The 457-nt window shown below is 62.8% G+C and carries 2 pseudogenes; both read left to right on the top strand.

Annotation, left to right across the window (positions count from 1 at the left end):
* A pseudogene (locus VSR34_RS38530) lies at positions 1-192 on the top strand (hypothetical protein); the annotation flags it as partial.
* A gap of 7 nt (positions 193-199) precedes the next feature.
* Positions 200-457: pseudogene (locus VSR34_RS38525) on the top strand (phage terminase large subunit family protein); the annotation flags it as partial.

The following is a 457-nucleotide window of genomic DNA, read 5'->3' as shown; positions in this document are numbered from 1 at the left end:
GAGTACGACCGTGACTCCGGTCTGGTGATCGATGTTGCCGAGGTGGCGAAAGCCGTCGGCAGCGAGTACGCCAAGGTCAGAACCCGCCTGCTGTCTATTCCTGCGGAACAGGCGCCGCGTCTCCATCGGTGTAAGACGCCGGCTGAATTGCAGGACATGCTGCAGGAGGTCATCACCGAAGCACTCGAATAGCTAACCCGTGACGGAGCAGGCAACCCCACATAGCACGCGACGATACGCGCGCGGGTATGACGCTCTCTATGCGGGTCTGCTGGCGGCTCGCCGCGAGAACCTGCTTCCACCTCCGAAGTTGCGGCTCAGCCAATGGGCCGAGCGCTACGCAGTCCTGTCGCGCGAAACGAGCGCTCAGACGGGCCGCTTCCGCGCTTTCGGGTATCAAACCGGCATGCTGGACGCTGTGACCGACCCCTCGGTCGAGAAGATCAGCGTCATGAAG

This window comes from Paraburkholderia sp. JHI2823 (genome assembly GCF_038900695.1).
Taxonomy (GTDB): Bacteria; Pseudomonadota; Gammaproteobacteria; order Burkholderiales; family Burkholderiaceae; genus Paraburkholderia; species Paraburkholderia mimosarum.
This window is presented reverse-complemented; position numbering and strand designations above follow the sequence as displayed.